Genomic DNA, 26,021 nt, shown 5'->3' on the forward strand with positions numbered 1-26,021 from the left:
TTGCGGGGCGCAGAGAGAGGCGTGATCAAATCGCAGGCATAAAAAAACCCTGAATCTTGCGATTCAGGGTTTTCGGTATTTGGTGCCCAGAGACGGAATCGAACCGCCGACACGGGGATTTTCAATCCCCTGCTCTACCGACTGAGCTATCTGGGCAACGGGGCGCATTAAAAGGGTTTTTCGGATTTACGTCAACGACTTTTTTAAAATTTCTTAAATTAATTCCGTCGCTTACGATCCGGCCCCCGATTTTGCAGGGTTTACTCAGCAGGCGGAACGTAGCCTTCGGCCTTGGCGTATTCCTCGCCGGAGAAGTACTTGTCCATTTCGCCCTGAAGATATTTGCGGTCTTCGGCGTTCATCATGTTCAGACGCTTTTCGTTGATCAGCAGGGTTTGGTGTTTCTGCCAGTCAGCCCAGGCCTTGGCCGAGACGTGGTCAAAAATATCCTGACCTTTGGCGCCCGGGAAAGGGGCGCGGTCCAGCGCGGGCAATTCTTCTTTGTACTTGCGGCACATTACGGTGCGGGTCATGGCGACTCTCCTGCATTCAAGACGGCGGCCGCGCGTTCGAGCAAGGTTTTGACCGGGGCGGCGAGGCCCAGGCGCGGCGGGGTGGCGAGGTTATACCAGAGCCAGTCGGCCTCGGCCACGTGATGGGCGGCCTCCTGCACCTGAACCAGCCAGGGTTCGATGGACAGCTGGAAATGGCTGAACGTGTGAACGAGGTTCGGCAGCGCCTGCTGCTCGCCCATGGTCAGCGAGTGCTGATCGGCGAGATGTTGCAGGTCATTGAGGTCGTCGAGTTCCGGCAGGCTCCACAGACCGCCCCACAAACCGCTCGAGGGGCGACGGTAGAGCAGAATCGCGCCGTCGCCGTTGGCCAGCATCGGCATCAGCGTGCGCTTCTGCGGAATGGCTTTGCGCGGCTTGGGAATCGGGTAGCGGGTTTCCAGGCCGAGCATGTGCGCCTCGCAGCCACGCTCCAGCGGGCACAGCAGGCAGCTCGGTTTGCTACGCGTGCACAGTGTGGCGCCGAGATCCATCATCGCCTGGGTGTAGGCGTTGACCCGATCGTGCGGCGTAAAGCGTTCAGCGGTGGCCCACAGTTGTTTGGCGACCTTCGGCTCGCCGGGGTAGCCCTCTTGCGCAGTAAAACGCGCCAGCACGCGTTTGACGTTGCCGTCGAGGATCGGCGCGCGCAGGCCCATGCTGATGCTCGCGATGGCGCCGGCAGTGGACAGACCAATGCCTGGTAGATCGGTAAGCTTTTCAACGTCACGCGGAAACTCGCCAGCGTATTGGCTGACGACGATCTTCGCAGTCTTCTGCAAATTGCGCGCGCGGGTGTAGTAACCCAGCCCGGTCCACAGGTGCAGCACTTCGTCTTCGGGGGCTTCTGCCAGCGCTTCGACCGTCGGCAGCGCGGCCATGAAACGGTCGAAGTAATTGAGCACGGTGCTGACCTGGGTCTGCTGCAACATGATCTCCGACACCCACACCCGATACGGGTTGATGTTCTGCTGCCAAGGCAGATCGTGGCGGCCGTGGCGGTCGAACCAATCCAGCACCGCCGTGGAAAATTGCTCCGCTCTCATCGCTTGAACAGCCCCTTCAATGCGTTTTTCAGTTCCGGGCTGACCTTGTCACCGAGTTTTTCGTCGATTTTTTCGCTGAGCTTGTCGCCGGCCAGTTTAGTTGCGACCTGACCGAGGCGATCGTTGTCGACACGGCAGGCCTTGGCGCCCAATTCCAGCGGGCCACGGCAGCGCAGTGGCCATTCGATGCCGACGAATTTTTCGCCGACCTGACACGCCGGATCCGGCATGGCGCTGGTGTCGCCTTCGACGATGATGCCGACGCGATAGTCCATGCCGAGCACGCGCAAGTCGATGTCGCCGTCACCGTTGACGGTCATGCCGGGGATGCGCACTTTCAGGTCCGGGTTGCTGGCAATGCCATTGCGGAAAGTCAGGTTGCCCTTGAGTTCCTGGAATGGCGTGTCTTTACCGCGTGGTTCGCCGCTGAGGGTTTTGCGGTTAAGCGTGGCGATGCCTTTGCACAGTTGCTGTTCAAGATTGGCGTTGAGCAGCACGCCGTTGTTGATCACGAAACTGGCGTTGCCGTTAAGCGTATCGATCAGCGCCTGCTGGCTGTTGCCGCTGCCAGTGACATTGCTGGTGAGGGTTACCAGGCCTTTGACGGGCGGGTTCTTGCCTTGGCTTTCGAGGATTTTTTCTACAGGCACGCGATTGAGCTTGGTCTGCAGGTTCAGCACAGGCGCGCTCGGGCGTACATCGAGGGTGCCATTGGCGGCGAAACCGCCGTTGTACAGTTCGCCGCTCAGGTTGGTCAGGGTCAGCAAGCCGCCTTGGCCGGTGGCTTTCAGTGCGGCGTTCTGGATCGGCAGTTTGTCGAGGGTCAGTTGGCCGAAGGTCAGATCGGCATCGACGTCGAGTTTGGCCAGGCGCTCAACCGGTAACAGGCGCTCGGTGCTCCAGGCGGTTTTGCTTGGTTTGTCCGGCAGTGGGGTAGAGCCGGCACCGGCCATGGCATCGGCTTCGGTGCTGGCGACTTCGGCCTGACGCACTTGCGTGGCGCTGTTGGCTTGTGCCGATTTCGGCGGCAGGTAGCGGTCAGCGTTGAACGTATCGGCCTTGAGAATTGCCCGCAGCGATTGTTTGGCGAAGTCTTCGACGGCGATGCGGCCGCTGAAGCTGCTGTCGTCGAGTTTCAGGTTGATGTTGTCGAAGGCGATGCTGGTTGGCGTGGCGGCAACGCGGCTGACCAATTCGACTTTGCTCAGACTGCCCTCGGCCATGGCCGGCAGTTTCTGACCGATGCTGTCGACGAATTTCGCCAGATCGAACTGGGCGATGGAGAGCCCGCCAGTGATTTGCGGGGTCTTGTCGAGGTCATTGGCTTTCAGCTCACCCAAGGCGCGCAACTGGTTGGCAGAGATTTTGATACCGGTCCATTCGGCGACGTTCGCCGCTTTATCCAGCGATAACTGGCCCTGAGCTGCGAAGGTCATGGTCTTGCCTTGCAACGGATCGCCGGCCAGTTCGCCGGACAGCTTCATGTCTTCGAATTTGTAGCGCTGCAGTGCGCGCTCGATGCGCAGTTCGCCAGTGAGCTCGGTACGCACGCGCAGGACCGGCTGGTTGGTGCCGAGGAATGCCGTGGCTTTCACCGGAATATTCGTCGAATCGTGTACCGGGCCGGTGCTCAACTGGATGCTCTCGGCGCTGAATTGCTTGCCGGTCAGCTCGTCGTTGTATTCAACGCGGGCGTTGTTGACGGTCAGGCTGTCGATGTCGAGGCGGATCGGCTGTGGCGGTTTTTCCGGTTGGGCAGGGGCTTGTGCAGTGGCTGCGCTAGCAGGTGCCGGGCTGCCGGCAGGTGCGGCGGCTGTCGGTACCTTGCCAATGTCTTCCCAGTTGCCGTGGCCGTTTTTGTCGCGTTTCAGGCGCAGGTTCAGCCCTTCAACGCGGACATCGCTCATTTGCACTTCGCGGCGCAACAGCGGCAGCACCCGCACGGACAGGCCGAGCATCTGCAAATCGGCATACGGTTCAGTCGGATTGATCAGGGTGGCAACGCTGGCCTCGTGCAGTTCCAGGCCGAGCCACGGGAACAGGCTCCAGCCGATGTCGCCATTGAGCGTCAGCTCGATGTGGGCCTTGTCGCGGGCTATCTGGCGAATCTCGTCTTTGTAATCGTTGGGATCGAAGAGGTGGGTCAGGGCAAAACCTGCCGCCACAATGATCAGCAACAATCCGAGAAGTACCAGACCCAGGATTTTGCCGAACGCTTTCATGGGCGAGTCCTTGTAGTTAGTCGAATTCGTAATTTAGCCGGGGAGTATAGCGCTGCAATTGCCCGGTTCGGTGTGGCGTCATGTTGCCATTACCTCCAGCGGGAGGTGTAACTTCGCTGCGATTGCCAAGGCTTCAGGATGCCCGGCAGGCGCCAGCAGACGCAGTTCAGCCCCCGCTTGCGACGCCATTTTCTGCGCTTGGTTCACCAGCCGTTCAGCAACCCCACGGCGACGGGTAACTTTTCGTACGCATAAATGGGACAAGTACCAAACGTCGTGGTGCCTCTGTAGACGAGCGGCACCGAGCAGGCGGTCGTTGAAACGCCCGGCAATAAAACTTCCCTCGGCGAGCGTGCGGTCGATCAGATTGTTTTCACCGGAAAACGGCGCAAACAGCCAGTCCGGCGCGTCGCGATAAATCTTCCGCAAATCCTCCTGATCCTGATAATTGGCGGCGTTCAGCGCTTGTACGACGATTGGCATGGCGTTTTCCTGAGTGATACGAGATCAGACGACAGAAAAAAGGTGATATCAGTTTGGTTTTTCTGTCACGTGCAAATGGTAACCTTCGCCCGTTCGTCCGTCCTTCTGCGACTTAACGTCGCGCCTTCAAGGAGCTTCACCCAAAAAAACGGTCATGCCTGCGTGCATAAAGGCCGGGGGTGAACAGTGGCTGGCGAACCATACTAATAATTGGGGGATACACAATGAGCACGAGCATCACGGCGGACGGCCTCAAAGCCGATCAGCCCGCGTTCCTGTCCAAGGAACGCATCATCGCCAAGCCCGGTTTCAACCGTTGGCTAGTCCCACCGGCCGCTCTGGCCATCCACCTGTGCATCGGCATGGCCTATGGCTTCTCGGTGTTCTGGTTGCCGCTGTCCAAGGCGCTGGGCGTCACCGCTCCGGTGGCTTGCGGACCGGACATGAGCTTCATCGCACAAGTGTTCTCGTCGCAATGCGACTGGCCGATCTCGATGCTCGGCTGGATCTACACGCTGTTCTTCATCTTCCTCGGCTGCTCGGCAGCGATCTGGGGTGGCTGGCTGGAACACGCGGGGCCACGCAAGGCCGGTGTCGTATCTGCACTGTGCTGGTGCGGCGGTCTGCTGATCTCCGCGTTGGGTATTTATACCCACCAGATCTGGCTGATGTGGCTCGGTTCGGGCGTGATCGGCGGTATCGGTCTGGGTCTGGGCTATATCTCGCCGGTCTCGACCCTGATCAAGTGGTTCCCGGATAAGCGCGGCATGGCTACCGGCATGGCAATCATGGGTTTCGGTGGCGGCGCGATGGTTGGTGCACCGCTGGCAACCGCGCTGATGAGCCACTTCGCTTCGCCAACCGGTGTCGGCGTCTGGCAGAGCTTCGTCGCCATGGCCGCGATCTACTTCGTGTTCATGATCGGTGGTGCTCTGGCTTACCGCGTTCCGCCAACCGGCTGGAAACCTGAAGGCTGGACCGCTCCGGCGAAGAAAGCCTCGAACTCGATGATCACCCACCGTCACGTGCACGTGAATGTGGCGTGGAAAACCCCGCAATTCCGTCTGGTCTGGCTGGTGCTGTGCCTGAACGTGTCTGCCGGCATCGGCATCCTCGGCATGGCTTCGCCACTGCTGCAGGAAGTGTTCGGCGGCAAACTGCTGGGTGTCGATGTGCCGTTTGGTCAGCTCGACGCCGGACAACTGGCTTCGATCGCTGCGATTGCTGCCGGTTTCACCGGTCTGCTCAGCCTGTTCAATATCGGTGGCCGCTTCTTCTGGGCTTCGTTCTCGGACTACCTGGGCCGCAAAAACACCTACTTCGTGTTCTTCGCCCTGGGTTTTGCCCTGTACGCGCTGATCCCGAACATGGGCCATTTGGGTAACGTTGCGCTGTTCGTGGCGGCGTTCTGCATCATTCTGTCGATGTACGGCGGCGGTTTTGCCACGGTGCCGGCGTATCTGGCCGACCTGTTCGGTACGCAGATGGTCGGTGCGATCCACGGTCGTCTGCTGACCGCTTGGGCTGCGGCCGGCGTGCTCGGTCCGGTGCTGGTGAACTACCTGCGTGAGTATCAGTTGAGCATCGGCGTTGAACGCGCTGCCGCTTACGACATCACCCTGTACATCCTCGCAGGCCTGCTGGTGCTGGGCTTCCTGTGCAACCTGCTGGTGCGTCCGGTGGCTGACAAATACTTCATGACCGACGCTGAGCTGGCTGCCGAACAGGCGCTGGGTCACGACAAAGGTGCTGATGCCAGCACGGTCCTGGAGTGGAAAGCCGCCCCGGGCAGCAAGCCGCTGGCGATCGCTGCGTGGCTGGTGGTGGGTATTCCGTTGGCGTGGGGTGTGTGGGTGACCCTGCAGAAAACGGCGGTACTGTTTCACTAAGGTGTTAGCTGAATAAACACCGAACCTGTGGGAGCGAGCCTGCTCGCGAAGACGGAATATCAGTCAACTTAATTGTTGGCTGATCCACCGCATTCGCGAGCAAGCTCGCTCCCACATTTGTTTTTGCGCTGCCTGTAATGGCTTGTATGGACATGTCTACCCGCGACAGCCGGGCGTTCTATCCGTCAGCCATCTCACCTGTCGTGTTTCTGTTTGCGCCTCGCGTGCCTATAATGGCTGCCTTTTTCGCCCAATGATTTTGCGGAGCTGGTGATGGCCGAACGTAAGGCGTCTGTCGAGCGCGACACTCTGGAAACCCAGATCAAAGCCTCGATCAACCTTGATGGCACCGGAAAGGCCCGATTCGATATCGGTGTTCCTTTTCTTGAGCACATGCTGGATCAGATCGCCCGTCACGGGTTGATCGACCTGGATATTGAATGCAAGGGCGATCTGCATATCGACGACCACCATACGGTGGAAGATGTCGGTATCACCCTCGGCCAGGCGTTTGCCAAAGCCATCGGCGATAAAAAAGGCATCCGTCGCTACGGTCATGCCTACGTGCCGCTCGATGAAGCGCTGTCGCGCGTCGTCATCGACTTCTCCGGTCGTCCAGGCCTGCAGATGCACGTGCCGTACACCCGCGCCACCGTCGGCGGCTTCGACGTTGACCTGTTCCAGGAGTTCTTCCAGGGCTTCGTCAACCATGCGCTGGTCAGTCTGCACATCGACAACCTGCGTGGCACCAACACCCACCACCAGATCGAAACCGTGTTCAAGGCTTTCGGCCGCGCGCTGCGCATGGCTGTCGAGCTGGATGAGCGCATGGCCGGGCAAATGCCATCGACCAAAGGCGTTCTGTAATGCAGACGGTTGCAGTTATCGATTACGGCATGGGCAACCTGCACTCGGTGGCCAAAGCCCTCGAGCACGTCGGCGCCGGTAAAGTGCTGATCACCAGCGATGCAGCCGTGATTCGCGAAGCTGACCGCGTGGTGTTCCCCGGTGTTGGCGCGATTCGCGACTGCATGGCGGAGATCCGTCGCCTCGGCTTCGATTCACTGGTGCGTGAAGTCAGTCAGGATCGTCCATTTCTTGGCATCTGTGTCGGCATGCAGGCCTTGCTCGACACCAGTGAAGAGAACGACGGCGTCGACTGCATCGGCCTGTTCCCGGGCGCGGTGAAGTTCTTCGGCAAAGACCTGCATGAAGACGGCGAGCACCTGAAAGTCCCGCACATGGGCTGGAACGAGGTGAAGCAGAAGGTCAGCCACCCGTTGTGGCACGACATTCCGGACATGGCGCGTTTTTACTTCGTGCACAGCTACTACATCGCCGCCGCCAACGCGCGGCAGGTGGTCGGTGGCGGTCATTACGGTGTCGATTTCGCTGCGGCGCTGGCCGATGGCTCGCGTTTCGCCGTGCAGTTCCACCCGGAGAAGAGCCATACCCATGGCCTGCAATTGCTGCAGAACTTCGCTGCGTGGGACGGTCGCTGGTAAATGGCTGCCAAGAAGTCCAAGCCGCCGATTCTGACCCTCACTCCCGAACAGGAGAACGAGGCCAATCGCAAGATTCAGCGGTTCATGGAAGACCGTTTCGAACTGGATCTCGGTTCGTTCGAAGCGGCGGAAATTCTTGAGTTATTTACCCGCGAAATTGCTCCGCACTATTACAACAGGGCGATTTTCGATGTGCAGACCCACCTCAAAGAGCGGTTTGAAAGCATCGAAAGCGACCTGTGGGCGCTCGAGAAAAACTGATTTCCGAGCCAAGCTGAACATTCAAATTTGAAGGTTTGCCAGATGCTGATTATTCCCGCTATCGATCTTAAAGACGGTGCCTGCGTACGTTTGCGTCAGGGCCGCATGGAAGATTCCACGGTGTTCTCCGATGATCCGGTGAGCATGGCTGCCAAGTGGGTGGAGGGCGGTTGCCGCCGTCTGCATCTGGTCGATCTGAACGGCGCTTTTGAAGGCCAGCCAGTCAACGGCGAAGTGGTTACCGCGATCGCCAAGCGCTACCCGACCCTGCCGATCCAGATCGGTGGCGGCATCCGTTCGCTGGAAACCATCGAGCACTACGTCAAGGCTGGCGTGAGCTACGTGATCATCGGCACCAAAGCCGTGAAAGATCCGGCGTTCGTCGCTGAAGCCTGCCGTGCGTTCCCGGGCAAGATCATCGTCGGTCTGGATGCCAAAGACGGTTTCGTCGCCACCGATGGCTGGGCTGAAATCAGCACCGTGCAGGTCATCGATCTGGCCAAGCAGTTTGAAGCCGACGGCGTCTCCTCGATCGTTTATACCGACATCGCCAAAGACGGCATGATGCAGGGTTGCAACGTGCCGTTCACCGCTGCGCTGGCCGCTGCCACCAAGATCCCGGTGATCGCTTCCGGCGGCATCCACAATCTGGGTGACATCAAGTCGCTGCTCGACGCCAAAGCGCCAGGCATCATCGGCGCCATCACGGGCCGGGCGATTTACGAAGGCACCCTCGACGTCGCCGAAGCGCAAGCTTTCTGCGATTCGTACCAAGGCTGAGGACTGACCATGGCGCTGGCCAAACGCATCATCCCTTGCCTGGACGTGGACAACGGCCGGGTCGTCAAAGGTGTGAAGTTCGAAAACATCCGCGACGCCGGTGACCCGGTGGAAATCGCCCGTCGTTACGACGAGCAGGGCGCCGACGAGATTACTTTTCTCGATATCACCGCCAGCGTCGATGGCCGCGACACCACGCTGCATACCGTCGAGCGCATGGCCAGTCAGGTGTTCATCCCGCTGACCGTCGGCGGTGGCGTGCGTACCGTGCAGGACATTCGCAATCTGTTGAATGCCGGCGCGGACAAGGTATCGATCAACACCGCTGCCGTATTCAACCCGGAGTTCGTCGGTGAAGCGGCGCAGCATTTCGGCTCGCAGTGCATCGTTGTCGCCATCGACGCGAAGAAAGTCTCCGGCCCGGGCGAAACCCCGCGCTGGGAAATCTTCACCCACGGCGGGCGCAAGCCAACCGGCCTCGACGCGGTCGAGTGGGCGAAGAAAATGGAAGGCCTCGGTGCCGGTGAAATCCTGCTGACCAGCATGGATCAGGACGGCATGAAAAACGGTTTCGATCTCGGCGTGACCCGCGCGATCAGCGATGCGCTGGGCATCCCGGTGATCGCTTCCGGCGGCGTCGGCAATCTGCAGCACTTGGCTGACGGCATTCTCGAGGGCCATGCCAGTGCGGTGCTGGCGGCGAGTATTTTCCACTTCGGCGAATACACCGTGCAGGAAGCCAAGGCCTATATGGCGCATCGCGGGATCGTGATGCGTTAAGCGTCACGATCGATACAGGCCAGTGGACAGCATGGCGCACCCAAGGCACTCTTGGGCACGCCATGGATTCCGGTAGCCCGACATGATCAAACGCCTGCTTCTTGTTCTCGCCAGTGCATCGATGTTGCTCATCAACACCGCCCGCGCCGAAAACAGTCCCGACACCGATCTGGTGCTCCTCACCGAAAATTTCCCGCCGTATAACATGGCGAAAAACGGCAAGAACTTCGCCCAAGGCGAGAACATCAATGGCATCGCCACCGACATCGTGCGCGAAGTGTTCCAGCGTGCCGGCATCACTTACAGCCTGACCCTGCGCTTTCCTTGGGAGCGCGTCTACAAACTGGCTCTGGAAAATCCCGGTTATGGCGCCTTCGTGATGGCGCGTCTGCCGGACCGCGAAAAGCTCTTCAAATGGGTCGGCCCGATCGGTCCGGATGACTGGATCATGCTGGCCAAGGCTGACAGCAAGATCACCCTCGAAACCCTCAATGATGCGCGCAAGTACAAGATCGGTGCCTACAAGGGCGATGCGATTGCCGAGACACTGACCAAACAAGGTCTGAAGCCGATAGTAGTGCTGCGCGATCAGGACAACGCGAAGAAACTGGTCAATGGTCAGATCGACCTGTGGGCCACCGGTGATCCTGCCGGGCGTTATCTGGCGCGGCAGGACGGTGTCACCGGTCTCAAGACCGTGCTGCGCTTCAACAGTGCAGAACTGTATCTGGCGCTGAATAAGGACGTCTCCGACGAAGTAGTCGCCAAGCTTCAGGCTGCGCTGGATCAGTTGCGCAAAGAAGGCGTGGTGGACGAAATCATGGGGCGGTATCTATAACGACATCCAGGCCCGATGATGGCTGCTCTTTAGCGTTGGCGCCATCGGTGCCAGATATTGCCGGGGTGTCTGTCGTCAGCGGCGGACACGCGCTGGCGAGCTCAACGGACTCCGGCGGATATTGCGTCAGCAGAACGCTTGAATCATCGGTATAACCAAAGTCGACCGCCACTTGAGTACCGTCTTCCCGTACCAACTCGTAATGGCTTTGCATCTGATAAACCGCGACGGCTGTTTGCTTCGGCGCCATGGCAACAACCACTTGAGATCGTAGCTCGTTCCAACCGTTGGAAGACGTTTCGGTGCGGGTCAAACTTTTTGGCAGGCAGGCCGAGAATTTTGTCATGCGGATATCGCTGAGAGGCACGGTCGGCCAGGCTTTGACGATTTCCATGGCGGTAAAACTATGGAACATGCGCATTGTCACCGCGTTCTGCAGACGTGGTGCTGTCCATTTAACGGCCCGATGCTTGTCCGATTCATTGCGCTCGTGACCAATGAGCACATATTCGTCAGTTCTCTTCAGTTCGTAGTAAGGCGAATTGCGAAATTGTTCGCCGGGATGAGCATGATCTCGCACTGCGAACCAAGGCAGGCGGGCAATCTGGGTGACGGTGGCGGGTTCGTTCACTACGGGCTTCGTGTATCCGGTGAGGGTCGGAATTTGCGGCGATGCGCTGACTTGCAGCGGAATTTGCATGCGCAAGCCATACGCCGTCGAAGGTGCTGCAGGCTTGCTGTAGCCCTGGATGCCCACGAAGGTGCCGGGCGCAAAATGGATGTCGCCTGCGGCGGCAGTCGACGGTTCGATGCCAAAGGCGCTGAAACTGAGCTTGGCACCGCTGCCCTTGTCATTCCAGATCAGATCACCGACGTTCGCTGCTATGACCAGGTCGAGCCTGACGCAGCGCACCGAGTTCAACGAAGGTTTGCAGTGATCGTTGGAGCATACGAGCCCCAGAGCGACGTAACCGACGGGTGCCAGAGGTCGCCAGATCGACATGCGAGTAACACCGGGCGCTCCGGTTTCTTTCCAGACCAGTTCAAAATCGGCAGGGCGGGCCAGTGCCTTTCCTTTAGTGCTTAAGGACCCTGCCATATCTTTCTCGCAGACCACGGCTGCGACCATTTCGCCATTGATATTGGCGTCGCCGGGAAAGAGCACGTCGCCCAGCGGAAAGTAGCCCGGCAATGCATCCGGAGCAGGAGTGGGGCGCCAGAATGTGGCAGGTTTGGCTTTTGAGCCGTTAGTGCTCCAGACCCGGTGAAACTCCGTGGTGAAGTTGATCAGCAGATTGTCCTGCATGATCGGTTCCATTGGCATGGGATGCGCTGCGGTGTTGTCTTCAATAGTCATGATGATTCCTGATAGTTGAAAGCGACGCGAGGGCGTCGCGACCTGTTGCAGGTCGCACTATCGGGAATGGGGACGGTTTCCGGGCGGTAACTATGTATGTGCTAGCGTCACAGGGTATTACCGGTAAACCCCGTCTTTACCATGACTGGCCATGGCGCGATTGCTGCGCAGGCTGATCATCTGTTTGATATCGATCCAGTCGATTCCCTGGCCCTTCAACTTCGGCAGTTCGCGCTCGAGCACCGCCAGTGTCTGCGGATAGGGATGGCCGATCATCACCGCCGAACCCTGCTTGCGCGCCAGGCTGATCGCGGTCTGCAACTGCGTGTAGATCGCTGCCTCAGTGCGCTCGTCATCAAGAAACACGTCCCGCGAGACACTGGCCAGATCGATCTTCTGTGCCTGTTGCGCTGCCACGGTTTGTGCGCTGGTACGGCTGTCGACGAAGAACTTGTGCCGGCGCTGCAGTTCGCCCATCAACCAGGCCATCGCCACCGGTTGCGCAGTCATGCGGCTGCCCATGTGGTTATTGATGCCGGCAGTGTAGGGGACCATTTTGAACGCGGCGTTGAGGCGTTTTTCCAGTTCTTCGATGGGCAGTTCGGGGTGCCAGGCATAGGGACCGGTGGCCGGGTCCATGGGCATGTGCAGGATAACGATCTTGCCGGCGCGATGGGCTTCGCGGGCAAACTCGGTGGCGTGCGGGGTGTCCGGCATGATCGCCGTGGTCACCGGGCCGGGCAGGGCCAGCACGCGGCGATCCCGGGGCAGGTTCTGCCCCAGGTCGTCGATGATCAATGTCAGGTAGGCTTTGTGTGGCTTTGGGCTGGCGGGCTCTGCGTGAGCAGCACCCGCCAGACAGCACAACAGAACGAGGATGAAACGCAGCGACATCCTCAACGGCCGGACGTGATGCTCAGCCCTTTGAGCAGGCTCAGGGCCTGGGCCAATTGATAGTCATCATCCTGCGGCATGGCTTTGGGCTTGGCGCCGGAGCCGGTTGGTTTGTCCGCGCCGCCGTTGCCGTTGCCCAGGTGACCTTGCAGGTCGGCTTCCTTGAAGTAGTCGCCATCGGCCTCGTTGGTGATCTTGGCCTTGCGCACTTCGATGTCCGGAACGATGCCCTGCGCCTGAATCGAACGACCATTCGGCGTGAAGTACAGCGCGGTAGTGATCTTCAATGCACGGTCATTGTTCAGCGGCAGTACGGTTTGTACCGAGCCTTTGCCGAAACTGGTGGTGCCCATGACCACCGCGCGTTTCTGGTCCTGCAGGGCGCCGGCGACGATTTCCGAAGCCGAGGCACTGCCACCATTGATCAGCACGACCATCGGCACGGCTTCACTTTCGTCTTTGCCGGTGGCCGAGAAACGCAGTTCGGAATTGGCGATGCGGCCTTTGGTGTAAACGATCAGACCTTTGGTGATGAAATGGTCGACCACTTCCACCGCCGCTTGCAACACGCCGCCCGGGTTGTTGCGCAGGTCGAGAATGATGCCGTTGAGCTTCTTGCCGTTGTCCTTGCGCAGCTTGGCCAGGGCCTTGGAAACCTCTTCGCCGGTCTTGACCTGGAACTGGGTGATGCGGATGTACGCATAACCGGTTTCCAGCAGCTGCGCCTTGACGCTCTTCACCTGAATCACCGCACGGGCCAGGGTCACGTCGAACGGCGTACCGCCGTCGCGTACCAGGGTCAGGGTGATTTTCTGGCCGATCTTGCCGCGCATTTTGTCGACGGCTTCGGTCATGGTCTGGCCGCGCGTCGGCTGGCCGTTGATCTTGACGATGAAGTCGCCGGCCTGAATGCCGGCCTTCGACGCCGGGGTGTCATCGATTGGCGAGACGACTTTGATGAAACCGTCTTCGGCGCCGACTTCGATGCCCAGGCCGCCGAACTCACCGCTGGTGCTTTCCTGCAGCTCGGTGAAGTCTTCCGGGCCAAGATAAGCCGAGTGCGGATCAAGGTTGCTGAGCATGCCCTTGATCGCGTTTTCCAGCAGGGTCTTGTCGTCCACCGGCTCGACGTAAGCGGCTTTGATCCGGTCCATGACCTCGGCAAAGGTGCGCAATTCTTCCAGCGGCAACGGTGCCTTGGAAGTCGCGGCAGTGCCTGCCGGAGCGACGGCCGGGGCCGGTTGAGCGGCGAACGCCAGAGGCGCGCCGATCACCAGGGCGATCGTCAGGGCCAGCGAGGTAAGGCGGGACAAATGCAGCATGTCGAACGAACTCCTGAATTAGGCGGCACGCTTATCCTTGCGCGCGGCACCATTGTGCTGGATCACTCGGGTGACCCTGCTGACGAATTGCGAAATACAGCGCTGATGTGTCCTGGCCGCCACTGTTACCGACAGTGGAGATGGACTCACCGGCTTTAACCACGTCACCGGCTGACTTGAGCAGTGTCTGGTTGTGACCGTAAAGACTCAGAAAACCGTTGCCGTGGTCGAGGATCACCAGCAGCCCGGCGCCGCGCAGCCAGTCGGCGAACACCACGCGACCACCGTGTACGGCATGCACCTGGCTGCCGGCGGAGGCGCTGATCATTACGCCGTCCCACTTGGTGCGGGCGTCGTCGCCACGGGATTCGCCGAAGCGTGCCAACAATCGACCATCAACCGGCCAAGGAAGTTTTCCCCGGGTTGCAGCAAAAGGGCCACCGAAGGTCTCGCCGCTGCTGGAGACCAGCGCGCCGGGAGTGGATCTGGCGGGTTTTCGTGGGGCGTCGCTGTTTTCAGCCTGCGCCTCACGCAAACGCTTTTTTTCCGCTTCCTGCTGGGCGATCAGCGCTTTCTGCCGCGCTTCTTCTGCCTCACGGGCCTGGCGGGCCAGGGTTTCTTCAATGGTTTTAAGGACTTTAGACAGGTCTGCCTGATCCTGCTCGCGGGCGGCGAGTTTCTGGTCGCGGGCCTTCACGTCATCGTTGAGCTTGGCGAGCACTTGCTGGCGTTCCTTGCGGACATTTTCCAGTTCGTCGCGCTGGGTATCGAGGCTGCTTTTCTGTACCAGCAATTGCGCCTGTTGGGCGGCAATGTCTTTTTCGACATTGGCCAGTTGGCGCAGGGTTTCGTTGAAGTTCTTCAGCTGTTCCAGGCGGGCCTGGCTCAGGTAATCGTAATAGGTGAGGGTGCGGGCGAATTTCTCGGGATTCTGCTGGTTGAGCAGCAGCTTGAGGTATTCCTGCCGACCGTTCTGATAGGCCGCGCGGGCCTGAATGGCGATCAGTCGCTGCTGTTCAGTGCGCGCGCTCTGGAGTTTTTTTCTCTGCATCGAGTCGCTGCAGCTCGGATTCGCTTTTCTGCAGTTCTTTCTGCAGCGCGTCGACCTGCTTCTGCAGTTTACCCAGCTCGGTTTCAGTGCCCTTGAGCTCTTTCTGTACGCCGGACTTTTCTTCCTGGACTTTGCTCAGCAGCTTTTTCAGCTCGGCAATGTCCTGACGCGTGGCGTCCAACTGTTGTTGGGTTTGCGCGCGCTCGTCAGCGAAGGCCGGTTGGAGCAGGCAGGTCAGAGCGAGGGCGATCAGGACGCGGAGCATAGAGGCGGGCGGCACCAGGGTAATGGACGGCCTAGTATGCCCGCCCGAGGCTGCAAAAAAAACGCCCAATTGGGGCTGTGTGATAACTGGCCTGAAAAACACCACAAACCAATGTAGGAGTGAGTCTGCTCGCGATGGCTTACTGACATTCAACAGAGTAGTTGACTGTCAGATGGCTATCGCGAGCAGGCTCACTCCTGCAGGGTTTTGCGGTGTTTTGGTGATTCGGGTCAGACCAGAATCGAAGTGCCAGTCATTTCCGCCGGTTTTTCCAGGCCCAGCAGCTTCAGCATGGTTGGTGCCACGTCCGCCAGCACGCCGCCTTCACGGACCTTGAGGTCGCGCTTGCCGACGTAAATGAACGGTACCGGCTCGGTGGTGTGTGCGGTGTGCGCCTGGCCGGTGGATTCATCGGCCATTTGCTCGACGTTGCCGTGGTCAGCGGTGATCAGCGCTTCGCCGCCAACCTTCTCCAGCGCTTCGACAATGCGCCCGACGCAGGTATCAAGGCATTCCACAGCCTTCACCGCCGCGTCGAACACGCCGCTGTGGCCGACCATGTCGCCGTTGGCGTAGTTGACCACGATCACGTCGTAACGCTGGTTTTCGATGGCGTCGACGATGCGGTCTGTGACTTCCGGCGCGCTCATTTCCGGCTGCAAGTCGTAAGTGGCGACTTTCGGCGATGGAATCAGGATGCGCTCTTCGCCCGGGAACGGTTCTTCACGACCGCCGGAGAAGAAGAAGGTCACGTGGGCGTATTTTTCGGTTTCAGCGATGCGCAGCTGGGTTTTGCCGTTTTTCGCCAGATAGTCGCCGAGGACGTTTTCCAGGCTGCCCGGGGCGAACGCCGAGGGTGCAGGGATGCTCGCTGCGTATTGGGTCAACATCACAAAACCGGCCAGTTTCGGCTGGCGCGCGCGTTCGAAATCCTTGAAGTCGTCTTCGACGAACACGCGAGTCAGCTCGCGGGCGCGGTCGGCGCGGAAGTTCATGAACACCACGGCGTCGCCGTCTTCGACTTTCACCGGCTCACCGATGGTCGTGGCTTTGACGAATTCGTCGCTCTCGCCGCGCGCATAAGCGGCGTCCAGACCTTCCTGCGCAGTGGCGGCGTGGAATTCGCTGTTGCCGTCGACGATCAGGTTGTAGGCCTGAGCCACACGGTCCCAGCGGTTGTCACGGTCCATGGCGAAGTAGCGGCCGATGATGCTGGCGATGCGGCCCTTGCCCAGTGCCTGGAAGGTCGCATCGAGTAGTTCGATGGACGACGCAGCGCTTTTCGGTGGGGTGTCGCGACCGTCAAGGAAAGCGTGCAGGTAGATTTTTTCGGCGCCGCGCTTGAAGGCCAGTTCGGCCATGGCGATCAGGTGATCCTGGTGGCTGTGTACGCCGCCATCGGAGAGCAGACCCATGAAGTGCACGGCTTTGCCGGCGGCCACGGCTTTGTCCACAGCGGCGCAGATGGTCGGGTTCTCGAAGAACTCGCCGTCGCGGATCGCTTTGGTCACGCGGGTAAAGTCCTGATACACCACGCGGCCGGCGCCAAGGTTCATGTGGCCGACTTCGGAGTTGCCCATCTGGCCGTCCGGCAGGCCGACGTCCATGCCGCTGCCCGAAATCAAGCCGTTGGGCACGGTGGCCCACAGGCGATCCAGAACAGGCTTCTTCGCCGCAAAAACGGCGTTGGATTCGGGGCTGTCGCTGTGACCGAAGCCGTCGAGAATCATCAGGACCAAAGGTTTAGGCGTGGTAGTCATGGAATCCACTCGTGGCTAATAAAGAAGAGGGCGATGGAAAAGGGAGTTGGAGTTTAAAGCTAAGTTCCGACCGCGTCACCGCCGGACGGGGTTTGGCCGACCATAGTGGCTGTGTATACTGGCCGACATTTTAACGCCCTGGAACCTCCTTCGATGGTTGCTCACCTGATTGAATTTGCCACTAACCACTACATTCTTGTCGGTATCTTCGTCGTACTGCTGGCTCTGCTGCTGGCGCACACGATGCAGGGCGGCGGTAAAAGCCTGAGCACCGGCGAGCTGACCGCGCTGGTCAATAAAGATGCTGGCGTGGTGGTGGACATCCGTCCGGCCAAGGATTTCGCTGCCGGCCACATCGTTGGCGCGATCAACATTCCCCAGGACAAACTGGCTGCGCGCACCGCCGAGCTGGAAAAGCACAAGGCCAAGACCATTATTCTGGTCGACGCCCTGGGCCAGACCGCCGGCACTCATGCCCGCGAACTGATGAAATCCGGCTTCACCGCCGCCAAGCTGTCCGGCGGGATCTCCAGCTGGAAAGGCGATAACCTGCCGCTGGTGAAGTGATATGAGCGAAGTCATCGTCTACTCCAGCGATTACTGCCCTTATTGCGTGCGAGCCAAGCAGTTGCTCGCGAACAAAGGCGTGGCCTTCGAAGAGATCAAGGTCGATGGCAAGCCGCAAGTGCGCGCTGAAATGACCCAGAAAGCCGGACGTACGTCCGTGCCGCAGATCTGGATCGGCAGCAAGCACATCGGCGGTTGTGACGATTTGTATGCCCTGGAACGCGCCGGCAAGCTCGACGCGCTGCTCAAGGCCTGAACGGCTGCACCCACGTACAGCACTCCCTAAAAGACCCAAGATCGATAAGGATCTGAGATGACTGACCAACAGAACACTGCAGCCAGCGAAGAAGAAACCGCACCGCAATTCTCCTTGCAGCGCATCTACGTACGCGACCTGTCCTTCGAAGCCCCGAAAAGCCCGGCGATCTTCCGCCAGCAGTGGGATCCGGCGGTCGCTCTGGATCTGAACACTCGTCAGAAAGCACTGGAAGGTGATTTTTACGAAGTCGTGCTGACCCTGTCCGTCACCGTGAAAAACGGTGAAGAAGTCGCCTTCATCGCTGAAGTGCAACAGGCCGGTATCTTCCTGATCAAGAACCTGGACGCGGCTTCGATGAGCCACACCCTGGGTGCGTTCTGCCCGAACATCCTGTTCCCGTACGCGCGCGAAACCCTGGACAGCCTGGTGACCCGTGGTTCGTTCCCGGCCCTGATGCTGGCCCCGGTGAACTTCGACGCCCTGTACGCGCAAGAGCTGCAGCGCATGCAGGAAAGCGGCGAGACGCCAACCGTTCAGTAAGACGGTTCAGCAACACCCCATGTGGGAGCGAGCCTGCTCGCGATAGCGGTCTGTCAGACACATCAATGTTGCCTGACACTCCGTAATCGTGAGCAGGCCAGCTCCCACATTTGTTTTGTGGTGTTACTTGAAGTCGTTCTGGCGCCAGGCTTCGTACACGGCCACCGCTACGGTGTTGGACAGGTTCAGGCTGCGACAGCCTTCGCGCATCGGCAGGCGCAGGCGCTGTTCCGGCGGCAGTGCGTCGAGCACTTCCGGCGGCAGGCCACGGCTTTCCGGGCCGAAGATGAACGCATCGCCGGGGACGAACGCGGCATCATGAAACGGCCGTGAGCCCTTGGTGGTGAACGCAAACAACCGCGGGTTGCCCAGGCTTTCCAGGCAAGTGGCCAGGTCCGCGTGACGTTGCAGCGTGGCATATTCGTGGTAATCGAGACCGGCACGGCGCAGGCGCTTGTCGTCCATCTCGAAGCCCAGCGGTTCGATCAAATGCAGGTGGCAGCCGCTGTTGGCGCATAGCCTGATAACGTTGCCGGTATTCGGCGGAATTTCTGGTTGAAAAAGGATGACGTGAAACATGCACGGCTCCGAAGGTAAAGATGAGCGGCATTCTACGCCGCCTGTGGACAACCGTTCGAAACTATTCCCGCGCGTCATCGGTTCGCTGGCGATTGTCGGCTTGATGATCGGCTTGATGATCGGCCGCCTGACCACGCCGGACCCGAGCATATTGCAGCAGGTTGAAATGACCGATGGCGGTTTGGTGGTGTGGTTCAACAACGAACCCAAACTGCACGGCGAAATCATCGATGGCACCGTGGCGTTGCTGTTTCAGGCCGAAGGCCGGGCGCAGAAGGGCCAGTTCAAACTCAACGGCAGGGATGTGAACTGGCGTACACGCATGAGCGATGGCGGGTTGTTGTTGACCATACTGGCAGCGCGGCCGTTGCAGGGTAATTGGGTCGGCAGTGAGGTCGATGACCGCTGGCGGCTGGAGATCCGTTTGCAAACGAACTGATCGTAATCCCGCCATCCTTCTAGAGTAATCCTACGCTTCTTGACGTCCTTTCCCACTGCGCCTGTCTGCCTTTCCACTCTCCTTGAATACTTGCGCACGCTATCGTGCGCTCCTCTTTTAGACCGGCAGGATGCCGAAAGCCTCCGTCCCTGGCACGACAGTCAGGGCGACTTTTTCAAGGATGAAAAACATGCCAGTAAAACCACCTACCGGTGGCAGCACCCACGTCAAAGTAGATGCTTCTACCAGCCCGACTCGACCGGCCGACGTGGACATTCCGCTCCCCGGCTTATTGAGTCGCAGAGGTTTTGATTCAGGCACCTCTCGCGATGATTCGCAGCCGCGAGCCGGGTCGTCCAGGGCCGTTGAGGCAGATGCCACTCGTGCAACGCCGTCGATCATTATTCACGCGGCCCCTGTTGAAGCTCGTTTGCTTGCGCCTCAACCGACGCTGGACGATTACGTAATCAATGCCCGGTCGTTACTTCCTGAAACCAACGGCGAAGGCTTAAGGGTTTTTAACAATCGTACCTACGCTGAGGTGGCCGATGGCGCTTTCGTTCTTGTCGCCGTAGATCCGGTGACTGGATTGCATCGTGCCCGACGGCCAAGTGAGCTGCTCCCAGGTCCGGTGATGCTGCGTAATGTCGATAACGGTCTTTGGTACCAGCGTACGCTCGTAAAGCCAACCACCCGAGCGCAGGTCCAAAGATACCTTCCGGAAACGACGGACCTGGACGCTGATGCCTTCATCGCCCGGTTTGGCGACAAGGATGTGGCAGAGGTGGAGCTGAAGCGCATCGAGCGTGGGCTCTCTGAGCTGGAGAGGACGAGCTTTAGTGTCAGTGAGGAAATGGCGAGCAAGCTACGCAGACTTTACAAGTGGCAGGGCGAACCCAGTGAGCGCGTCTATCACGAAGGCCGACTAGTGGGTTTCAAGATGGATATCGAGCTTGGGGCTCGGCAATACGGTGTTCCTGTCTCAACAAAATTCAACGCTGTTGTCGCCCTTACTCTGAGAGTGGGTGGAGATCTAAACTCGTATCGTTTATCTGCGCAGTTTCCCAACATTGAAAGTCTGACGGTGGTTGGCTGGCCACCCATTTTCCCTAACGGTAATCCTTTTCGGACTGCCTCGAGGCACAACATTGAGCGAGGTTTCGTTGAAGAATTGGCAAAGCTTCCCCAATTACGCGAGCTGCACCTGCAAAACTGCAATTTGCCAGCCGAGTTCTCGCTGACAGGCATGACCGGCCTGCGAGCTCTGACTCTTGGCAACATTCAGGGGGTGGCGGATCTGAATGCCGTAGTGAATGGCCTGCCAGGGCGGTTGAGCTTGCAGGTCCTCGACCTGCACCAGAATCCGTCCTTGAAAGTGGCACCTGACGTGACGGGGATGACTCAGTTGCGCGTATTGGATCTGACGCAGACCGGTATAGAACAGCTCCCGCTCGGGCTTGATGCTGATAACGGGCCGTTACGATTGGAAGTATTGAAGCTCGGCAACAATCCGCTTTCTGTCATGCCTTCACTAAAAGTCAGGACTGCGCTGCAGGAGCTGCACCTTCCCAACACCGGTTTAGACCGGTTTCCGGAGGGCGTCACGTCCGAAATTCCCGGAAAAATGCTGAATCTTTCGAACAACCGTATTGCATCGATCCCTGAGACCGTTGAAATCAGAGCGAGCTTTGATCTCTTTGGCAATCCCATAACAGATCTGGCGACTCTCCGGCGGCTGAGGGACGCGCGGATAAAAACAGGCATTGACGTTTGGCTGGGAGAGCGAAGTACTGATCGCTCGCCAAATGCCTGGTTACGACATTCGCCGCTAGAGGAACTCGCTGAAAATTTGAAGCTCTGGGACAGTGTTGACGTTGACGCATATTGGTTCGTGGCGAGGAGAATCGTCTGGGATCTGGCGCGTGCACCCGAGTTTCACATTGAGCGGCCGCTTTTGCAGCAACGAGTCTGGCGGTTTTTCGAGCACTACCGTAAGGCTGAGCCTGGCGTTCAGGTCAGGCTGAGGGCCATTCAGGATGATGTAATCAGTCCCTTGAACAAGCTGGAAAGGCTGGAGGCAGAAGCAGGGCTGTCAAGCGAATCACTGCCGGCGGGCTTGGTGCTGCGCAGCGATACCGGCAGCGACGTTGGGTCCTTGCTCGATGCCGCTGCGCTAACCACCCGAGCGCAGGTCCGAAAATACTTGCCGCAAGTGACCGATCAACAAGCAGATCACTTTCGCCTGCACTTCGGTGACAAGGATGCGGCAGAGGTGGAGCTCAAACGACTCCAGCTTGGACTTGCTCAACTGGACCAGGACCTCAGCTCTGGGGTCTACGGAAGTGAGTTGGGTTCCACGTTGCGCCGTCTGTACACGTGGCAAGGGGAGCCTGACGAGCTGGTCTTTCACGATAAGCGGCCGGTGGGTTTCAAGCTGTCTTCGAGTCTTTCGATATGGCCAAGCCATCGGCCACTCTCAACACCCTTCAACGCCATCGTTTCCCTTGAGCTAAGGGGGGCAAGCGTGCCTCTTCCGGAAGGTTTTTTTTCAGCTTTCCCCAATCTTGAAAGTCTGAGGGTGGTTAATGGACGTGCATTGCTTTCTGATAATCGCGGGCTGCGGCTCACCGAGGGGCCAGCCAGTGTTGATGAATTGGCAAGGCGTGCGCGATTACGAGAGTTGACGCTGCAAAGGACCAACCTGTCGCCTGATTTTTCGGTGGCCGGCATGACCGGGTTGCGTGTATTGGAGCTGGAGCAGAACGGAATACTCCATCTTCCAGGGCTTGATGCCGATAACGGGCCGTTGCGATTGGAAGTATTGAAACTCAGTAATAACCCACTCACGGTTGCGCCTTCTGTCAAAGGGAGGACCGAGCTGCAGGTGCTGGAGCTTTCCTATGCAGGGTTAGACAGATTTCCGGAGGGCATCACCAACGAGATTCCCGGGAAAGTGCTGGATCTGACGAACAATCGAATTACATCGATTCCCGAATCCATTGAAATCAGAGCCGGATTCAAGCTCAGTGGTAATCCAATTACCGATCCGGCTTCCCTCCGGCGGTTGATACATGCGCGTATAAAAACAGGCACCGACATCTGGCTGGGAGAGGAAAGCACTGATCGGTCGGCAAACCTGTGGCTACGAAATGTGCCGCCCTTGGAAATACCTGAAAAACTTAAGCTCTGGGACAGCTTTGGCGGGGCTGGAAGTGACGTTATCAATGGGATTCGCAAACTGAGTCGCACGCCTGAATTTCACGTCGAGCATCCGCTTTTGCAGCGGCGGGTGTGGTGGTTCCTGGATATCTATGCGAAGGCTGACCCAGGCGATCAGGCAAGGATGAAGGGCATTCTGATCAATGAATCCAGCCCCGGAAAAATGCTGGACAGGCTGGAGGCCGTGATTCGGGAATATGACTCAGGGCGGCAAAATCAGCCCCTGCATCATTTACCCAAACGGCCCAGGCTCAATTGACGTCGGACTCGATGTCTCGGCGAACGGTGTAAAAGCGGGAATCCCTGACCTGCCTGTATCAGGGTTCCCAAAACGGGTGGACTTCGCTGCTAGCGTCGGTCCGGTGTAAAGAGGGAACCCCCGGCCTGCCTGTACCAAGGATCCCAAAAGGGTGGGCTCGTCGCGTTGCGGTATGAGCCCGGTGTAAAGAGGGGAATCCCCGGCCTGCCTGTACCAAGGTCCCCGAAACGGGTGGTGAATCGAATCACCTGTAAGAGGTATTGCAGGGGGCGTGCCAGGTTTTCATTTGCTGAAACAAAAAAGCTGATCAGAGACATCAAAGCCCCGAAATTCGGGGCTTTGATGTTTATGAAAACGGGTTTATCAGCGTTTTCAGGGTTGAGTTGTGGCGATGCGGCTGTGCGCGATCGCGGGTCATTGTGCATTGATGCGGTGCACGGTGGCCCCTCACCCTAACCCTCTCCCAGAGGGAGAGGGGACTGACCGAGTTGCTGGTTCAAGTTGCGCCGACCTGAAATATTGAGCCGAATTCAGGTTTCGAAAACATCCGGGATCTGCGCCCTCTCCCTCTGGGAGAGGGCTGAGATGGATCCTGAGCACGCAGCAATCCTCAAGCGAACAAACCGTTAACCCTCATCCCCCTCATCATCATCCCCGCCATCGACCTTCATCCCCAATTCCTTGATCTTGCGCGTCAGGGTATTGCGCCCCCAGCCCAGCAACACGGCGGCATCGCGACGACGCCCGGCGGTGTGCTTCAAAGCCGTCTCGATCATGATCCGCTCGAACGCCGGTACCGCGCTGTCGAGCAGGCTCGACTGGCCACGCGCCAACGCCTGATCGGCCCACTGACGCAGTGCTTGCTCCCAATTGGTCACTGGCGCCGAGTCCTGCGGCAGGTTCAGCAGTTCTGGCGGCAGGTCGCTGATGTGCACTTCGCGCCCGGACGCCATCACGGTGATCCAGCGGCAGGTGTTCTCCAACTGACGCACGTTGCCGCCCCACGGCAGGTTCTTCAGGTATTCCTCGGTCTCGCTCTTCAGCAGCTTCGGTTCCACCGCCAGTTCTTGCGCAGCGCGGCTGAGGAAGTGCTTGGCCAGGGTCGGGATGTCTTCACGACGATCCGACAGGCGCGGGATGTGGATACGGATTACGTTGAGGCGGTGGAACAAGTCCTCGCGGAACTTGCCGGCGTGCACCAGGGTTTCCAGATTCTGGTGCGTCGCGGCGATGATGCGCACATCGACTTTGACCGGCACGTGGCCGCCCACACGATAGAATTCGCCATCGGCGAGAACCCGGAGCAAGCGGGTTTGGGTGTCGGCCGGCATATCACCGATTTCATCGAGGAACAGTGTGCCGCCGTCGGCCTGTTCGAAACGCCCGCGACGCAAATTTGCTGCGCCGGTGAACGCGCCTTTCTCATGGCCGAACAGTTCGGATTCCATCAGATCCTTGGGGATCGCCGCCATGTTCAGCGCGATGAATGGCGAGGCCGCGCGCGGACTGTGGCGGTGAAGGGCGTGGGCCACCAGTTCTTTACCGGTACCGGATTCGCCGTTGATCAACACGGTAATGTTGGAGTGGCTCAAGCGGCCGATGGCGCGAAACACTTCCTGCATCGCCGGCGCTTCGCCGATGATTTCCGGGGTGCGCGTCAGTGCCGGCACCACTTCCAGGCCTTGCTGCTCTTGCGCATGCTGATTCGCGCGCTTGACCAGCGACACCGCTTCATCAACGTCGAACGGCTTCGGCAGGTACTCGAACGCGCCGCCCTGATACGAGGCGACAGCGCTGTCCAGATCGGAGTGAGCGGTCATGATGATGACCGGCAACCGTGGGTGCTGCTCGCGAATCCGCGCCAACAAATCCAGACCGCTGGCACCGGGCATGCGAATGTCGGAAATGATCACGTCTGGCTGCTGACGGGCCAGACGACTCATCACGCCATCGGCGCTGTCGAAACTCTGGGTGGTCATGCCTTCCTGCTGCAAGGCCTTTTCCAGAACCCAACGGATAGAACGGTCGTCATCGACGATCCACACGGTTTCACTACGGCTCATGTCGATGTGGCTCCTTGTTCCAGTGGCAGAAAGATCGAGAAGGTGGTGTGGCCTGGATGGCTGTCACACTCGATCAGGCCCTGGTGCTGGCTGATGATGTTCTGGGTAATGGCCAGGCCGAGTCCGGTACCGTCCGGGCGTCCGCTGACCATGGGAAAGAAAATGGTTTCCTGAAGTTCCGCCGGGATCCCCGGGCCGTTGTCGATGATTTCGATCTTGGTCACCAGACGATGGCGGACGTGGCCGATGGTGAACTGGCGCATGGTCCGGGTACGCAGGCTGATGCGGCCAAGGCGCAATTCGTTCTGGCTGCTGATCGCTTGCATCGCGTTGCGTACGATGTTCAACACGGCCTGAATCATTTGTTCGCGGTCGATCAGCACGTCGGGGATGCTTGGGTCGTAATCACGCACCAAGGTGATGCAGCCCCGGCTTTCCGCTTCGACCAGTTGGCAGACGCGCTCCAGCACTTCATGAACGTTGCACATCGCCAGCGACGGCAACTTGTTCGAGCCGAGCATGCGGTCGACCAGATTGCGCAGGCGGTCGGCTTCTTCAATGATCACGTTGGTGTAGTCGCGCAGGCTTTCTTCCGGCAGTTCGCGGGCCAGCAATTGCGCAGCGCCACGGATGCCGCCGAGCGGATTTTTGATCTCGTGGGCGAGACCACGCACCAGCATTTTGCTGGTTTCCTGTTTCGACAGTTGCGCCTCTTCCTTGGTGATCCGCAGCAGGCGGTCACGCGGGTGGACTTCCAGCAGCAACATCGTGGCGCCGTTGCTGAGGATCGGCGTCACCGCGTAATCCACGGTCAGCGTCTGGCCGGTCAGTGCGGTGAGCATCGCTTCGCGCTTGGTGAACGGGTGCGCCTGCTCTACCGCTTGGCGCAACGAATTCAGCGCTTCGGTCGATTCTGTGAACAGCTCGCTGATGAATTGCCCATGGCTACGCTGCCCGCTGATGGCGAGCAGCATCTCCGCCGCCGGGTTCATGTACTCGAGGCGCAATTCGGCGTCGAGCAGGATGGTGGCGGTGGTCAGGTTGTCGAGCAGCAAACGGTGGATTGCGTCGCTAATAGTCATCGGAGCCTCT

General features: G+C 59.1%; 23 protein-coding genes, 1 tRNA gene and 1 pseudogene. 12 read left to right on the top strand and 13 right to left on the bottom strand.

The window, feature by feature from the left end; genetic code table 11:
- Positions 1–80 precede the first annotated feature (80 nt).
- The 5 genes from AB4O11_RS10130 to AB4O11_RS10150 all read right to left on the bottom strand — a co-directional run bounded on the left by AB4O11_RS10130 (position 81) and on the right by AB4O11_RS10150 (position 4,302).
- Positions 81–156, bottom strand: a tRNA-Phe gene (locus AB4O11_RS10130).
- A 104-nt stretch (positions 157–260) separates the two neighbouring features.
- The gene (locus AB4O11_RS10135; protein WP_016986336.1) at positions 261–533 is read right to left on the bottom strand and encodes an oxidative damage protection protein; all 273 of its coding nucleotides are present in this window, start codon (positions 531–533) and stop codon (positions 261–263) included.
- Positions 530–1,597, bottom strand: coding sequence for an A/G-specific adenine glycosylase (gene mutY, locus AB4O11_RS10140; RefSeq protein WP_460130578.1), 1,068 nt, complete (start codon positions 1,595–1,597; stop codon positions 530–532). Before mutY ends, AB4O11_RS10135 begins: the two co-directional genes overlap by 4 nt.
- A complete protein-coding gene (locus tag AB4O11_RS10145) occupies positions 1,594–3,819 on the bottom strand; it encodes an AsmA family protein (RefSeq protein ID WP_099757745.1) in 2,226 nt (741 codons plus the stop codon). Before AB4O11_RS10145 ends, mutY begins: the two co-directional genes overlap by 4 nt.
- Positions 3,820–3,897: 78 nt before the next feature.
- On the bottom strand, positions 3,898–4,302 hold the full coding sequence (locus AB4O11_RS10150) for an acetyl-CoA sensor PanZ family protein (protein ID WP_460089542.1): 405 nt from the start codon (positions 4,300–4,302) through the stop codon (positions 3,898–3,900).
- Positions 4,303–4,526: 224 nt separating this feature from the next.
- Here AB4O11_RS10150 and AB4O11_RS10155 point away from each other — a divergent pair, with 224 nt between their 5' ends.
- The 7 genes from AB4O11_RS10155 to AB4O11_RS10185 all read left to right on the top strand — a co-directional run bounded on the left by AB4O11_RS10155 (position 4,527) and on the right by AB4O11_RS10185 (position 10,355).
- Positions 4,527–6,191, top strand: coding sequence for an OFA family MFS transporter (locus AB4O11_RS10155; protein WP_460130580.1), 1,665 nt, complete (start codon positions 4,527–4,529; stop codon positions 6,189–6,191).
- A 273-nt stretch (positions 6,192–6,464) separates the two neighbouring features.
- The gene (gene hisB, locus AB4O11_RS10160; RefSeq protein ID WP_007909204.1) at positions 6,465–7,058 is read left to right on the top strand and encodes an imidazoleglycerol-phosphate dehydratase HisB; all 594 of its coding nucleotides are present in this window, start codon (positions 6,465–6,467) and stop codon (positions 7,056–7,058) included.
- Entirely contained in the window at positions 7,058–7,696 is a 639-nt protein-coding gene (hisH, locus tag AB4O11_RS10165) for an imidazole glycerol phosphate synthase subunit HisH (protein WP_007909206.1), read from the top strand. The genes hisB and hisH overlap by 1 nt, the downstream gene beginning before the upstream one ends.
- Complete coding sequence (locus tag AB4O11_RS10170) at positions 7,697–7,957, top strand: DUF2164 domain-containing protein (RefSeq protein ID WP_003220751.1); 261 nt, start codon at positions 7,697–7,699, stop codon at positions 7,955–7,957.
- A gap of 42 nt (positions 7,958–7,999) precedes the next feature.
- Positions 8,000–8,737 (top strand): 1-(5-phosphoribosyl)-5-[(5-phosphoribosylamino)methylideneamino]imidazole-4-carboxamide isomerase, encoded by a 738-nt coding sequence (hisA, locus tag AB4O11_RS10175; RefSeq protein ID WP_003220753.1) that lies wholly within the window; start codon positions 8,000–8,002, stop codon positions 8,735–8,737.
- Positions 8,738–8,746: 9 nt separating this feature from the next.
- Positions 8,747–9,517, top strand: coding sequence for an imidazole glycerol phosphate synthase subunit HisF (hisF, locus tag AB4O11_RS10180; protein ID WP_007897430.1), 771 nt, complete (start codon positions 8,747–8,749; stop codon positions 9,515–9,517).
- Between the two features lie 82 nt (positions 9,518–9,599).
- Positions 9,600–10,355: a substrate-binding periplasmic protein gene (locus tag AB4O11_RS10185; RefSeq protein WP_093430032.1), complete on the top strand. Its 756-nt coding sequence runs from the start codon at positions 9,600–9,602 to the stop codon at positions 10,353–10,355.
- On the opposite strand, the gene AB4O11_RS10190 is transcribed toward AB4O11_RS10185, so the two are convergent.
- The 5 genes and pseudogenes from AB4O11_RS10190 to gpmI form a co-directional block, all read right to left on the bottom strand.
- Positions 10,336–11,712 (bottom strand): Vps62-related protein, encoded by a 1,377-nt coding sequence (locus tag AB4O11_RS10190; protein ID WP_460089544.1) that lies wholly within the window; start codon positions 11,710–11,712, stop codon positions 10,336–10,338. The genes AB4O11_RS10185 and AB4O11_RS10190 overlap by 20 nt on opposite strands.
- Before the next feature lie 117 nt (positions 11,713–11,829).
- Positions 11,830–12,606: a divergent polysaccharide deacetylase family protein gene (locus tag AB4O11_RS10195; RefSeq protein ID WP_460089546.1), complete on the bottom strand. Its 777-nt coding sequence runs from the start codon at positions 12,604–12,606 to the stop codon at positions 11,830–11,832.
- A gap of 2 nt (positions 12,607–12,608) precedes the next feature.
- Entirely contained in the window at positions 12,609–13,928 is a 1,320-nt protein-coding gene (locus AB4O11_RS10200) for a S41 family peptidase (RefSeq protein WP_053116593.1), read from the bottom strand.
- Between the two features lie 31 nt (positions 13,929–13,959).
- A pseudogene (locus tag AB4O11_RS10205) lies at positions 13,960–15,244 on the bottom strand (murein hydrolase activator EnvC family protein).
- 230 nt (positions 15,245–15,474) lie between these two features.
- Complete coding sequence (gene gpmI, locus AB4O11_RS10210; protein WP_093430035.1) at positions 15,475–17,004, bottom strand: 2,3-bisphosphoglycerate-independent phosphoglycerate mutase; 1,530 nt, start codon at positions 17,002–17,004, stop codon at positions 15,475–15,477.
- A 153-nt stretch (positions 17,005–17,157) separates the two neighbouring features.
- On the opposite strand from gpmI, the gene AB4O11_RS10215 reads away from it, so the two are divergent.
- Genes AB4O11_RS10215 through secB form a run of 3 tightly spaced genes read left to right on the top strand, consistent with a single transcriptional unit; the run spans position 17,158 to position 18,370 of the window.
- Positions 17,158–17,571 (top strand): rhodanese-like domain-containing protein, encoded by a 414-nt coding sequence (locus tag AB4O11_RS10215; RefSeq protein ID WP_008080560.1) that lies wholly within the window; start codon positions 17,158–17,160, stop codon positions 17,569–17,571.
- Between the two features lies 1 nt (position 17,572).
- Entirely contained in the window at positions 17,573–17,827 is a 255-nt protein-coding gene (gene grxC, locus AB4O11_RS10220) for a glutaredoxin 3 (protein ID WP_435034386.1), read from the top strand.
- Between the two features lie 57 nt (positions 17,828–17,884).
- A complete protein-coding gene (gene secB, locus AB4O11_RS10225) occupies positions 17,885–18,370 on the top strand; it encodes a protein-export chaperone SecB (RefSeq protein ID WP_007909233.1) in 486 nt (161 codons plus the stop codon).
- A 123-nt stretch (positions 18,371–18,493) separates the two neighbouring features.
- On the opposite strand, the gene AB4O11_RS10230 is transcribed toward secB, so the two are convergent.
- On the bottom strand, positions 18,494–18,949 hold the full coding sequence (locus AB4O11_RS10230) for a tRNA (cytidine(34)-2'-O)-methyltransferase (RefSeq protein WP_093430036.1): 456 nt from the start codon (positions 18,947–18,949) through the stop codon (positions 18,494–18,496).
- On the opposite strand from AB4O11_RS10230, the gene AB4O11_RS10235 reads away from it, so the two are divergent.
- Both AB4O11_RS10235 and AB4O11_RS10240 read left to right on the top strand, forming a co-directional pair.
- Positions 18,948–19,388, top strand: a complete 441-nt coding sequence (locus AB4O11_RS10235; RefSeq protein WP_093430037.1) for a hypothetical protein — start codon at positions 18,948–18,950, stop codon at positions 19,386–19,388. The two genes, AB4O11_RS10230 and AB4O11_RS10235, sit on opposite strands and share 2 nt — an antisense overlap.
- A 190-nt stretch (positions 19,389–19,578) precedes the next feature.
- Positions 19,579–22,866, top strand: coding sequence for a leucine-rich repeat domain-containing protein (locus AB4O11_RS10240; RefSeq protein ID WP_460130584.1), 3,288 nt, complete (start codon positions 19,579–19,581; stop codon positions 22,864–22,866).
- 626 nt (positions 22,867–23,492) lie between these two features.
- Here the strand turns inward: AB4O11_RS10240 and ntrC are convergent.
- Both ntrC and glnL read right to left on the bottom strand, forming a co-directional pair.
- Positions 23,493–24,929 carry a nitrogen regulation protein NR(I) gene (gene ntrC, locus AB4O11_RS10245; protein ID WP_007909238.1) on the bottom strand — a complete coding sequence of 479 codons (1,437 nt, stop codon included), beginning with the start codon at positions 24,927–24,929 and terminating at the stop codon, positions 23,493–23,495.
- The gene (gene glnL / locus AB4O11_RS10250; RefSeq protein ID WP_460130585.1) at positions 24,926–26,011 is read right to left on the bottom strand and encodes a nitrogen regulation protein NR(II); all 1,086 of its coding nucleotides are present in this window, start codon (positions 26,009–26,011) and stop codon (positions 24,926–24,928) included. The genes ntrC and glnL overlap by 4 nt, the downstream gene beginning before the upstream one ends.
- Between the last annotated feature and the right edge of the window lie 10 nt (positions 26,012–26,021).

The sequence above is a fragment of the Pseudomonas sp. H1_D05 genome, assembly GCF_054682705.1.

Coding starts and splice junctions, on each gene's coding strand:
- AB4O11_RS10135 (WP_016986336.1), bottom strand. CDS start 533: ATGACCCGCACCGTAATGTGCCGCAAGTACAAAGAAGAATTGCCCGCG.
- mutY (WP_460130578.1), bottom strand. CDS start 1,597: ATGAGAGCGGAGCAATTTTCCACGGCGGTGCTGGATTGGTTCGACCGC.
- AB4O11_RS10145 (WP_099757745.1), bottom strand. CDS start 3,819: ATGAAAGCGTTCGGCAAAATCCTGGGTCTGGTACTTCTCGGATTGTTG.
- AB4O11_RS10150 (WP_460089542.1), bottom strand. CDS start 4,302: ATGCCAATCGTCGTACAAGCGCTGAACGCCGCCAATTATCAGGATCAG.
- AB4O11_RS10155 (WP_460130580.1), top strand. CDS start 4,527: ATGAGCACGAGCATCACGGCGGACGGCCTCAAAGCCGATCAGCCCGCG.
- hisB (WP_007909204.1), top strand. CDS start 6,465: ATGGCCGAACGTAAGGCGTCTGTCGAGCGCGACACTCTGGAAACCCAG.
- hisH (WP_007909206.1), top strand. CDS start 7,058: ATGCAGACGGTTGCAGTTATCGATTACGGCATGGGCAACCTGCACTCG.
- AB4O11_RS10170 (WP_003220751.1), top strand. CDS start 7,697: ATGGCTGCCAAGAAGTCCAAGCCGCCGATTCTGACCCTCACTCCCGAA.
- hisA (WP_003220753.1), top strand. CDS start 8,000: ATGCTGATTATTCCCGCTATCGATCTTAAAGACGGTGCCTGCGTACGT.
- hisF (WP_007897430.1), top strand. CDS start 8,747: ATGGCGCTGGCCAAACGCATCATCCCTTGCCTGGACGTGGACAACGGC.
- AB4O11_RS10185 (WP_093430032.1), top strand. CDS start 9,600: ATGATCAAACGCCTGCTTCTTGTTCTCGCCAGTGCATCGATGTTGCTC.
- AB4O11_RS10190 (WP_460089544.1), bottom strand. CDS start 11,712: ATGACTATTGAAGACAACACCGCAGCGCATCCCATGCCAATGGAACCG.
- AB4O11_RS10195 (WP_460089546.1), bottom strand. CDS start 12,606: ATGTCGCTGCGTTTCATCCTCGTTCTGTTGTGCTGTCTGGCGGGTGCT.
- AB4O11_RS10200 (WP_053116593.1), bottom strand. CDS start 13,928: ATGCTGCATTTGTCCCGCCTTACCTCGCTGGCCCTGACGATCGCCCTG.
- gpmI (WP_093430035.1), bottom strand. CDS start 17,004: ATGACTACCACGCCTAAACCTTTGGTCCTGATGATTCTCGACGGCTTC.
- AB4O11_RS10215 (WP_008080560.1), top strand. CDS start 17,158: ATGGTTGCTCACCTGATTGAATTTGCCACTAACCACTACATTCTTGTC.
- grxC (WP_435034386.1), top strand. CDS start 17,573: ATGAGCGAAGTCATCGTCTACTCCAGCGATTACTGCCCTTATTGCGTG.
- secB (WP_007909233.1), top strand. CDS start 17,885: ATGACTGACCAACAGAACACTGCAGCCAGCGAAGAAGAAACCGCACCG.
- AB4O11_RS10235 (WP_093430037.1), top strand. CDS start 18,948: ATGCACGGCTCCGAAGGTAAAGATGAGCGGCATTCTACGCCGCCTGTG.
- AB4O11_RS10230 (WP_093430036.1), bottom strand. CDS start 18,949: ATGTTTCACGTCATCCTTTTTCAACCAGAAATTCCGCCGAATACCGGC.
- AB4O11_RS10240 (WP_460130584.1), top strand. CDS start 19,579: ATGCCAGTAAAACCACCTACCGGTGGCAGCACCCACGTCAAAGTAGAT.
- ntrC (WP_007909238.1), bottom strand. CDS start 24,929: ATGAGCCGTAGTGAAACCGTGTGGATCGTCGATGACGACCGTTCTATC.
- glnL (WP_460130585.1), bottom strand. CDS start 26,011: ATGACTATTAGCGACGCAATCCACCGTTTGCTGCTCGACAACCTGACC.